The organism is Pantoea wallisii, from assembly GCF_002095485.1.
GTDB classification, from domain to species: Bacteria; Pseudomonadota; Gammaproteobacteria; order Enterobacterales; family Enterobacteriaceae; genus Pantoea; species Pantoea wallisii.
Map to the genome: position 1 here is coordinate 1 of NZ_MLFS01000097.1, position 9,750 is coordinate 9,750.

Below are 9,750 nucleotides of genomic sequence, written 5' to 3' on the forward strand. Positions count from 1 at the left end.
AGCGATCGCTGCGCTGCGCCAGCGCCGCGCGCAGCGCCGCCACATCAGCGTACTCCGCCGCCAACGTCAGCGCATCGGTACCGGTCAGCTCTCGCACCTGGGCAAAAAACAGCACCTTAATCATGGGCCACCGCCTGAAAATCACCGGATTTGCCACCGCTTTTGCTCAGCAGGCGCAGCTGGTCAATCACGATATCTTTCTGCACCGCTTTACACATGTCATAGATGGTCAGTGCCGCCACCGACGCCGCCGTCAGCGCTTCCATCTCAACACCGGTTTTTCCGGTCAGGCGGCAGCGCGATGTCACCCGCACGCGGCTCTGTTCCGGCTCGGCCTGCAGTGTTACTTCCACTTTACTGAGCATAAGCGGATGGCAGAGCGGGATCAGCTCCCAGGTGCGTTTCGCCGCCTGGATACCGGCAATACGCGCGGTGGCAAAAACATCCCCTTTATGGTGGCTGCCTTCGAGGATCATCTGCAGCGTTTCCGGGCTCATCAGCACCAGCGCTTCGGCCTGGGCTTCACGAACCGTTTCCGTTTTGCCAGAGACATCCACCATGTGGGCTTCGCCTGCGGCATTGATGTGAGTTAAGGATGACATGCTTACAACTTCTTCAGATGAGAGACAAAATTACAGGGACGCGTACGCGCATCCAGCTGTTCTTCGATGATGCGTTCCCAGGCGCTGCGGCAGCCGCTGGTCGAACCGGGCACGGCGAAAATCAGCGTCTGATTGGCTAACCCCGCCACGGCGCGCGACTGCAATGTCGAGCTGCCAATCTCTTCGTATGAGATCATGCGGAACAGTTCGCCAAAGCCGTCGATCTCACGATCGAACAGCGGTAACAGCGCTTCCGGCGTGCTGTTTTTGCTGTTAAAGCCGGTGCCGCCGTTAATGATCACCACCTGTACATCGTCGCTGGCAATCCAGCGCGATACCGTGGCGCGAATGCGATAGCGGTTGTCGGCGATAATCGCCCGATCCACGACCTGGTGCCCGGCTTCCGCCAGGGCTTCACGCAGATAATCACCCGAGGTATCGCTGCTGGCGTCGCGGCTGTCCGAGACGGTCATCACCGCAACATGTAAGGCGACAAATTCGCCGGTAGGTTTACCCATGGCCGTAACTCCTGTGTTAGCCACCAATAAAAGAGAGATTCTGCGTGATGCCGGTATTGCCCTGGTGCAGGAAGTGGGTCTGTTTTTTCTGCCCAAGGCTATAAGCAATGCGCGCCTGCAGTTCATCCTGCTGCGCATCGGAAGCCAGCAGATCGCGCAGCGGCACGCCGCCGTCGCCAAACAGACAGAGATGGAGATTACCGATGGCCGAAACACGCAGGCGATTACAGCTGGCGCAGAAATCTTTCTCATACGGCATGATCAGCCCGATTTCGCCTGATAGTCCGGGTGGCGGAATACCTGCGCCGGGCCGTCACTGCGTCCGCGTAGCTGGCGCTGCCAGCCCTGCATGATCAGCCGATCGCGAATCACTTCACCAGAGATATGGTGCCGCCGAAACAGATCGCCGCCCTCGCCGGTTTCCATCAGCTCGATAAAGCGTAGCTGAATCGGCCGGGTACGAATCCATGCCAGAAAAGTGTCCAGACTGTGGCTGTTGAGATCGCGCATTAACACGCTGTTCACTTTGACTTTTTCAAAGCCGGCCTCAAACGCTGCGTCAATACCGGCCATCACCTCGGCAAACTTGTCCTGGCCAGTAATCGCGTGGAACTGACGGGCATCCAGGCTATCGACACTGACGTTGATTTGCGTCAGGCCGGCATCGCGCCACGCGTGCACGTCGCGAGCCATACGATAGCCATTGGTGGTGACGGCAATCTGACGGATGGACGCGTTTTCACGCACCGCAGCGATGATCTCCGTGAAGTCACGGCGCATAGAGGGTTCACCGCCGGTAAGACGCACTTTTTCAGTGCCCGCTGCCGCAAAGGCGCGCGTCACGCGACGGATCTCATCCAGCGAAAGAAAACTTTTGTTATTCGTGCCGTGCGGCTTATAACCGTTGGGCAAACAGTAGGTACAACGGAAGTTACACACGTCCGTGACCGAGAGACGCAGATAGTAGAAACTGCGTGCATAAGCATCAGTAAATTGTGGCACCTGAACACCTTTCCAATGTACGGGAGATGCAGGCATTTCTTTCTGCACCCTGGCAGCTCGCGGCTGCGGCCAGGCTTCCATATCACACGACTTAGGAAAGCAAGGCTTGGGAGTTTGTTGTCATTGTGGACAACACGGTTAACACGATGGTAGCGCGATTTGTTCGTGGCCGCCATTAACGATTTTCGCTATATATATTGATACATAACGTTATTTCACCGCATTTTCGCGACAGGATACGTTAAAATGCGCGACAGATATTGATATACGTCAGTTCAACCTCGCCTCAACGGCAGGCTGGACCTTAAGGAGCAGCATGAATCGTACCCTGGCAGATTTAGATCGCGTGGTGGCACTGGGCGGTGGGCACGGTCTTGGCCGCGTAATGTCGGCGCTGGCCCCGCTTGGCTCGCGCCTGACCGGCATTGTGACCACTACCGACAACGGGGGCTCTACCGGCCGTATCCGCCGGTCCGAGGGCGGCATTGCCTGGGGCGATATGCGTAACTGCATTAATCAGCTGATCACCGAGCCCAGCATCGCCTCGGCGATGTTTGAGTACCGCTTTGCCGGCAATGGTGAGCTGGCGGGCCATAATCTGGGCAATCTGATGCTGAAAGCGCTGGACCACCTCAGCGTACGCCCGCTGGAGGCGATCAACATCATCCGCAATTTGCTGAAGGTCGATGCGTTTCTGATTCCGATGTCCGAGCAGCCGGTGGATCTGGTGGCGCAGGATAGCGAAGGCAATATGGTGTACGGCGAAACCGCCATTGATGAAATGAAGCAGGCGCCGGAAGAGCTGATGCTGCACCCCAATGTGCTGCCTACGCGTGAAGCACTGGATGCCATTGCTGAAGCGGATCTGATTCTGATCGGCCCGGGCAGCTTTTACACCAGTCTGATGCCCATCCTGCTGATGGAGGAGATGGCGCGTGCGCTGCGTCGCACGCCCGCCACCATGGTGTTTATCGGCAATCTCGGCCGTGAGCTGAGCCCGGCCGCCGCCAGCCTGACGGTAGCCGATAAGCTGGCAATCATGGAGAGAGCCATTGGTAAGCGGGTCATTGATGCGGTTGTGGTAGGCCCGTCAACGGCTGTGCACGGCGTGGAAGATCGCGTTATTGTGCGCGAACCGCTGGAGGCCGCCGATATCAAATACCGGCACGACAGACAGCTGCTGCGCGTGGCGCTGGAGCATGCCATTCAGGCGTTTTGATAGCCCGCCGCAAAACAGCGGTGCGCCTTATGCGCACCGTTGCCAGCCGGACGGCCAGCTTTGCAGGTATCACACCGCATCAGGAAGCAGCAATAAACAGCTCACGCAGCTGATGCAGCTGGTCGCGCACCTGCGCCGCCTCTTCGAACTCCAGATTCTGCGCGTGCTGCTGCATCTGCCCTTCCAGTTCGTGAATCTTCTTCTGCATCGCCTGGGGCGTTAATGCCAGGTAGTTTGCCTCCGCTTCAGCAGCCGTACGCGACGCCGTCTTGCCTTTGCCACGCGTCTTCACCACGTTTTTGCCGAGCTCAAGAATATCGGTGATTTTCTTATTAAGCCCTTGCGGCACAATGCCGTTTTCAGTGTTGTAGCGCTCCTGCTTCTCACGACGGCGCTCTGTCTCTTCAATCGCCCGCGCATCGATGGCGTAATTTTGTCAGCGTAGAGAATCGCCCTGCCGTTGATGTTACGCGCCGCACGACCGATGGTCTGGATCAGCGAGCGTTCGGAGCGCAGGAAGCCCTCTTTATCCGCGTCCAGAATCGCTACCAGCGACACTTCCGGCATATCCAGCCCTTCACGCAGCAGGTTGATCCCGACCAGCACGTCAAACTCGCCAAGGCGCAGATCGCGGATGATCTCCATGCGCTCCACGGTATCGATATCGGAGTGCAGATAACGCACCTTCTCGCCGTGCTCTTCGAGGTATTCGGTGAGATCTTCCGCCATGCGTTTGGTCAGCGTGGTGACCAGCACGCGCTCATTGATCTCAACACGCTTGCGGATCTCAGAGAGCAGATCGTCCACCTGCGTCGCCACCGGGCGCACTTCGAGGATCGGATCGAGCAGGCCGGTAGGTCGCACCACCTGATCGATCACCTCACTGCCCGACTTCTCCAGCTCATATTTGCCCGGCGTCGCCGATACATAGATGGTCTGTGGTGCCAGCGCTTCGAACTCTTCAAAGCGCATCGGACGGTTATCCAGCGCCGAAGGCAGGCGGAAACCGTACTCGACCAGCGTCTCTTTACGCGCGCGGTCACCGCGATACATGCCGCCGATTTGCGGAATGGTCACGTGGGACTCATCAATCACCAGCAGGCCGTCGGCCGGCAGATAGTCAAACAGGGTTGGCGGTGGCTCGCCAGGCCCGCGTCCGGAGAGGTAGCGCGAGTAGTTTTCGATGCCTGAGCAGTAGCCCAGCTCATTCATCATCTCAAGGTCAAACTGGGTACGTTGCGTAATACGCTGCTCTTCCAGCAGCTTATTGTTCTCCAGCAGCACTTTGCGGCGCACGGCCAGTTCATCCTTGATCTCCTCCATCGCCTGCAGAATGCGCTCACGCGGCGTCACGTAGTGCGTTTTCGGGTAGATGGTGAAACGCGGCACAACTGAAACCACCTGGCCGGTGAGCGGATCGAACAGCGACAGGCGCTCGACCTCTTCGTCGAACAGCTCAACGCGCAGGCCGATATCGTCCGATTCCGCCGGGAAGATATCGATCACTTCACCGCGCACGCGGAAGGTGCCGCGCTGGAACACCTGATCGTTGCGGGTGTACTGCAGCTCAGCAAGGCGGCGCAGAATACTGCGCTGATCGATGATCATGCCGCGCGTCAGGTGCAGCATCATTTTCAGGTAGAGATCGGGATCGCCCAGACCGTAGATAGCTGATACGGAGGCCACCACGATCACATCGCGGCGCTCCAGCATCGCTTTGGTGGCGGAGAGACGCATCTGCTCGATATGTTCGTTAACCGCCGCATCTTTTTCGATAAAGGTGTCGGAGCTGGGCACATAGGCTTCAGGCTGATAGTAGTCATAGTACGAGACGAAAAACTCTACCGCGTTATCCGGGAAGAACTCTTTCATCTCGCCGTACAGCTGTGCAGCCAGCGTTTTGTTGGGTGCCATCACCATGGTCGGGCGATTGAGATCGGCGATCACGTTGGCGATGGTAAAGGTTTTGCCCGAACCGGTAACCCCCAGCAGCGTCTGGTGCGCCAGTCCATCTTCCAGCCCCTCTTCCAGACGACGGATCGCCTCAGGCTGGTCTCCTGATGGTTTAAAAGCGGAGTTGAGTTTGAAGGCTTTACTCATGGTTTTTGCGGTTCCTGCTGAAGAAGTCGGCTGGCAGGCTGATAATTCTACTCTGCTATGGCGATTTTGCCAGAAAAAAATACTGGATATAATTACAGATATCCTGCACGATGACCGGCAAAGCCCGTGATTCGCTTTAGCCTGCCTGAAGCGGAAGCCGCATAGCGTATGTTGCGCAAGGTTATCCCCAGGCGAGTAACGGTTTTAACAATTGTCAATAGAACGTCATTAAATTGCACTCTGATGACAAGGCAGACAATTCTCAGGCTTGATTTTAAATAACCCGCTGATTTTAATGGCATTGGCTCTTAAGCCCAGTTTCTCAGCAGAATGTATGCAGGCCGCGTATTTCCTCGCTTGCGCCCGGTTTTCAGTCGCTAATGCACAAGGTTATCCACAGGAATAGTGGATAAGTGAATCCAGCCCTGAGCCCATCGGCTGTGTATAATTTTCCCCATCCCCTTCCGGCTGTGCGAAAAATTTTTTTTTGCGTCTATTTATCCCCCTGCCTGCGCCGCATTAACCTCTCTTTGCGCCTGTTTGTTGTGTTGAAAAGCGCAATAAGCCTTACGGAAAAGCCACTTATTTATGGAGTACCTGCCTTATAAACGCGCAGATGCACCAGAAACGTTAAGCAGTCAGCACCGTCAAAGTGCAGCCGGTTTATTACCTGATGTGATTGTTAAGAAAAACTGATTCTTTATTAGCATTCTGCACGCTCTGCTGCCTGTTTGTGCCTCTCTGCATACCCTGGCCTGAGAATTGCACAGGTTTACGCAATGGATAAAAAGTCCATAACGGCTGCGGCACCGATGAAGCAGTGTCCAACATCAATCGTGCACGACTGTATGCCAGACGACACAGAGCGGGAGCATTCAGGCAAATAATCTGGAAGGAGAGTGTCAGATGCTGAGTTTACGTTCGGTGAATCAGTTTTACGGTCAGAACCATATTCTGTGGGATGTGGACCTGGATCTTCCGCCGGGTACCTGTACCGGCGTGCTGGGCAGTGCAGGCATGGGAAAAACCACGCTGGTGAACTGTATTATGGGCCGCTTGCCGATCAATAGTGGCTCAATGACCTGGCAGGAGGATGGCTCGCCGCCGAAGAATTTGCTGCTGCAGCCCGGCGAGCAGCGCGCACGCATGGGCATCGGTTATGTGCCCCAGGGGCGACACATTTTCTCGCAGATGAGCGTGGAGGATAACCTGCTGATCGCACTGCTGGCGGCACAGGACGATCGCAGCCGCACGATCCCCGGCATGGTGTTTGATCTGTTTCCGGCGCTCTATTCATTGCGCCATCAGCGCAGCGGCGATCTGCCAATGGATCAACAGCAGCAGCTGGCACTCGCACGGGCGCTGGTGCTGCAGCCAAAACTGCTGATTCTGGATGAACCAACCGAAGGGATGTCGCCGTGGCTGGAGGAGGAGATGGGGAATCTGATTCGTAGCCTGAATCACGATTATGGCCTGACCATTTTGCTGCTTGAGCAGCAGGTGTCGTTTATCCGTCGCGTAGCCGACTATTTTCTGCTGTTGCACCGTGGCCGCAATGTAGCACAAGGCAAAGTAGCGCAGCTGGATGATGTGACGGTGAGCAAGTGGTTAACGGTGACGTAAAGTACAGACATCCGAAACTTGTAGGGTCGCCATTCATGGCGACCGTTGATGATATGCCAGGTGCGCATGAATGCGCACCCTACGGATGCGTTAACCGCGGTGCGGCCAGCTCAGATGCCTGTCGGGTCGTCATTTATGGCGACCGCTCATCTCATTGTGGCAGGGTCAGGTAACGCCCGCACTCCGCCTGCTGCGCTGCATCGTGCAGATGAGGGATCTCGCCCAAAAACGGGGCATCAATGCGCTGCCGCAGGGTTGCCATATACTCGGCATGACGCTTGCCCGGCGGCTGAATATCATTGGCGATCCACCCGGCTAAACGCAGGCCGCGCGCTTTCACCGCCTCTGCCGTCAGCATGGCGTGATTGATGCAGCCCAGCTTTACGCCGACCACCAGAATCACCGGCAGCTGCTCAACTGCAACCCAGTCGGCATAGGTTTGCGTCTCCGAAAGCGGCGTAAACCAGCCTCCGGCGCCCTCCACCAAAACCCATTCGGCCTGCTGCTCCAGCGCCCGCAAACCCGCTGACAGCGCCGCAAACGTAATCGGCCTGCCCTCCCCGGCACTGACAATATGCGGCGAGGTCGGCTCCATAAACGCCAGCGGATTCACCTGTTCATAGCTTAGCGCCACACTGCTGTACTGCTGCAGCGCCAGCGCATCGCTGTTGCGGATACCCTCTGGCGTCATCTCGCAGCCGGAGGCCACCGGCTTATAGCCCGCAGTCCGCAAGCCAGCGGCGCTGGCCGCCTGCAGCAGCGCGCCGCTGGCGACGGTTTTTCCTACTTCGGTATCGGTTCCGGTAATAAACCAGCGTGTCATTTCTGTAGAACTCCATACATCAGGTGATAACTGAGGCGATAGCCGTGCGCATCCTGTGGCCAGCACTGCTCCAGCTGCGCCAGCTGTTGACGCGTCAGTAACGTGTTGCTGCGCCCATCGTGCAGGTGAGTGGCGCCGATGCCTTTCAGCGAGCGCATCGCGCTGAGCGCGCTGGGGAAGTGCAGCGTGATAACCTCCTGCGTGGCGTGCAGCGCCAGGCCCTCTGCGGCGTCAGCACACTGCGCTGCGCTCAGGAAACGGTTGGCGTGGCGGCGGCCATCCAGCGCTGCCCATGCCTGATGCACCTCCTGCAACGAACCGTCAAGCAGCGTGGAGAACAGCACGTTGCCGCCGGGACGGGTAACGCGCAAAAACTGCTGCAGTGCGGTGCGTAAGTCGCTGCTCCACTGCACGGCCAGATTGCTCCACACGCCGTCCACACTGGCATCCGCCAAAGGCAGATCGTCAATATCACCCTGGCAATACGCGTCTGCTGACGCCTGCTCCCGGGCGGCTGCCAGCATCGCCGGAGAGAGATCCAGTGCGGTCAGCGTGCGCCCGCGATCGCGCCAGTAGCGGCTGTACCAGCCGTGCCGCAGCCGGCGTCCAGCAGGTGCGGACCAAAACCGGCCGGTGCCAGCGCCAGCAGCGCATCGCCACTCTGCCGCTGCAGCTCTGCGTGCTGTTCATAGTGCTGCGCTGCCCGGCCAAACGCCTGCGCGACCGCCTGTTTGTTAATGTGCAGCGTCATGGAGCGCCTCCAGCAGATAATCGATATCGTCGGGCTGATGCGCGGCGGTCAGCGTAATACGCAGCCGGGCCGTGCCGGGCGGCACGGTGGGTGGACGAATCGCGCTGACCCAGCAACCGGCCTGCGCCAGCTGCTGCGAAAGCGTCAGCGCCGCGTGGTTTTCACCAATGATCAATGGCTGAATGGCGCTCCCGGAGGCCAGCAGTTGCCAGGGCAGCGTGGCCGCCCCGGCACGAAATTGCGCAATATTGGCCTGCAGCCGTTCGCGCCGTTCATCGCCCTGCCGGATCTGCTGCAGCGCCGCCAGCAGCGCACAGCACTGCGCCGGTGGCATCGCGGTTGAGTAGATGAGATGGCGCGAAAACTGCTCTACGTAATCGGCTGTCGCAGCATCGCACAGCAGCGCCGCACCGCTCACGCCAAAGCCTTTACCAAAGGTGACGATCAGCAGCTCCGGCTTCACCTGCTGCTGCCAGCAGCTGCCGCGCCCCCCGGCGCCGGTGACACCAATACCGTGCGCATCATCCACCAGCAGCCAGCTGCCGGTACGCTGCGTTTCGGCAGCGATCGCGGCCAGCGGTGCGCTGTCGCCATCCATGCTGAACACGCCTTCGGTCACGACCAGCGTGCCGCCGTCACACGGCGTTGCCAGCAGTTTTGCCAGGCTCGCCGGCTGATTGTGCGCAAAGCGCCGCAGCGTTGCCGGGCTGTGGCTGGCGGCATCCAGCAGCGATGCATGCGCCAGTTTGTCCGCAATGATGCGATCGTTTTTCTCTGCCAGCAGATGGATCACCGCCTGATTGGCGGCAAAGCCGGAGATAAACAGCAGCGCACGCGAATAGCCCAGCCAGTCCGCCAGCTGCTCTTCAAGCTGCGCATGATGCCGACTGTAGCCCGTCACGTGGCCCGACGCGCCGGCCCCCGCGCCGCTCTCGGCTGCACCCTGCTGCCAGGCCGCAATCACCGCCGGATGCTGGCTGAGGCCGAGATAATCATTGCTGGAGAAGTGGCGATAGCGCTGCCCCTCCAGCGTAATTTCACGCACGCTGTTGTGGTCTACGCGCCGGCGCTGGCGCCAGTCGTCGACGGCGCGGCGCGCGGGTCAGCGCCTG

Annotated in this window: 7 protein-coding genes, 3 pseudogenes and 1 riboswitch; of the genes and pseudogenes, 2 read left to right on the forward strand and 8 right to left on the reverse strand. The window is 58.6% G+C overall.

Annotated elements, in window-relative coordinates; genetic code table 11:
* The 4 genes and pseudogenes from HA48_RS21130 to moaA form a co-directional block, all read right to left on the reverse strand.
* The coding region (locus HA48_RS21130) for a MoaD/ThiS family protein (protein ID WP_208613163.1) at nt 1-124 on the reverse strand (124 nt) is incomplete at its 3' end.
* Nucleotides 117-602, reverse strand: coding sequence for a cyclic pyranopterin monophosphate synthase MoaC (gene moaC, locus HA48_RS21135; RefSeq protein ID WP_128603069.1), 486 nt, complete (start codon nt 600-602; stop codon nt 117-119). The genes moaC and HA48_RS21130, both read right to left, overlap by 8 nt.
* A gap of 2 nt (nt 603-604) precedes the next feature.
* Nucleotides 605-1,120: a molybdenum cofactor biosynthesis protein B gene (gene moaB, locus HA48_RS21140; RefSeq protein ID WP_128603070.1), complete on the reverse strand. Its 516-nt coding sequence runs from the start codon at nt 1,118-1,120 to the stop codon at nt 605-607.
* A gap of 16 nt (nt 1,121-1,136) precedes the next feature.
* Nucleotides 1,137-2,122: pseudogene (gene moaA / locus HA48_RS21145) on the reverse strand (GTP 3',8-cyclase MoaA).
* A riboswitch (molybdenum cofactor riboswitch) is annotated at nt 2,111-2,247 on the reverse strand. (Overlaps the previous pseudogene by 12 nt.)
* A gap of 191 nt (nt 2,248-2,438) precedes the next feature.
* On the opposite strand from moaA, the gene HA48_RS21150 reads away from it, so the two are divergent.
* The gene (locus tag HA48_RS21150) at nt 2,439-3,341 is read left to right on the forward strand and encodes a gluconeogenesis factor YvcK family protein (RefSeq protein ID WP_128603071.1); all 903 of its coding nucleotides are present in this window, start codon (nt 2,439-2,441) and stop codon (nt 3,339-3,341) included.
* Between the two features lie 79 nt (nt 3,342-3,420).
* Here HA48_RS21150 and uvrB read toward each other — a convergent pair.
* A pseudogene (gene uvrB, locus HA48_RS21155) lies at nt 3,421-5,441 on the reverse strand (excinuclease ABC subunit UvrB).
* A 906-nt stretch (nt 5,442-6,347) separates the two neighbouring features.
* On the opposite strand from uvrB, the gene HA48_RS21160 reads away from it, so the two are divergent.
* Nucleotides 6,348-7,064 carry an ATP-binding cassette domain-containing protein gene (locus tag HA48_RS21160; protein WP_128603072.1) on the forward strand — a complete coding sequence of 239 codons (717 nt, stop codon included), beginning with the start codon at nt 6,348-6,350 and terminating at the stop codon, nt 7,062-7,064.
* Nucleotides 7,065-7,215: 151 nt separating this feature from the next.
* Here the strand turns inward: HA48_RS21160 and bioD are convergent, their stop codons facing one another.
* From bioD to bioF, 3 genes and pseudogenes are all read right to left on the reverse strand, one after another.
* Nucleotides 7,216-7,887, reverse strand: a complete 672-nt coding sequence (bioD, locus tag HA48_RS21165) for a dethiobiotin synthase (protein WP_128603073.1) — start codon at nt 7,885-7,887, stop codon at nt 7,216-7,218.
* Nucleotides 7,884-8,638, reverse strand: a pseudogene (gene bioC, locus HA48_RS21170) (malonyl-ACP O-methyltransferase BioC). Before bioC ends, bioD begins: the two are co-directional and overlap by 4 nt.
* The gene (gene bioF / locus HA48_RS21175; RefSeq protein WP_128603074.1) at nt 8,622-9,683 is read right to left on the reverse strand and encodes an 8-amino-7-oxononanoate synthase; all 1,062 of its coding nucleotides are present in this window, start codon (nt 9,681-9,683) and stop codon (nt 8,622-8,624) included. Before bioF ends, bioC begins: the two are co-directional and overlap by 17 nt.
* Nucleotides 9,684-9,750: the final 67 nt, after the last annotated feature.

Excerpts from the sequence above, each read along its gene's own strand:
- moaB (WP_128603070.1), bottom strand. The coding sequence starts at position 1,120 with ATGGGTAAACCTACCGGCGAATTTGTCGCCTTACATGTTGCGGTGATG.
- moaC (WP_128603069.1), bottom strand. The coding sequence starts at position 602 with ATGTCATCCTTAACTCACATCAATGCCGCAGGCGAAGCCCACATGGTG.
- HA48_RS21160 (WP_128603072.1), top strand. The coding sequence starts at position 6,348 with ATGCTGAGTTTACGTTCGGTGAATCAGTTTTACGGTCAGAACCATATT.
- HA48_RS21150 (WP_128603071.1), top strand. The coding sequence starts at position 2,439 with ATGAATCGTACCCTGGCAGATTTAGATCGCGTGGTGGCACTGGGCGGT.
- bioD (WP_128603073.1), bottom strand. The coding sequence starts at position 7,887 with ATGACACGCTGGTTTATTACCGGAACCGATACCGAAGTAGGAAAAACC.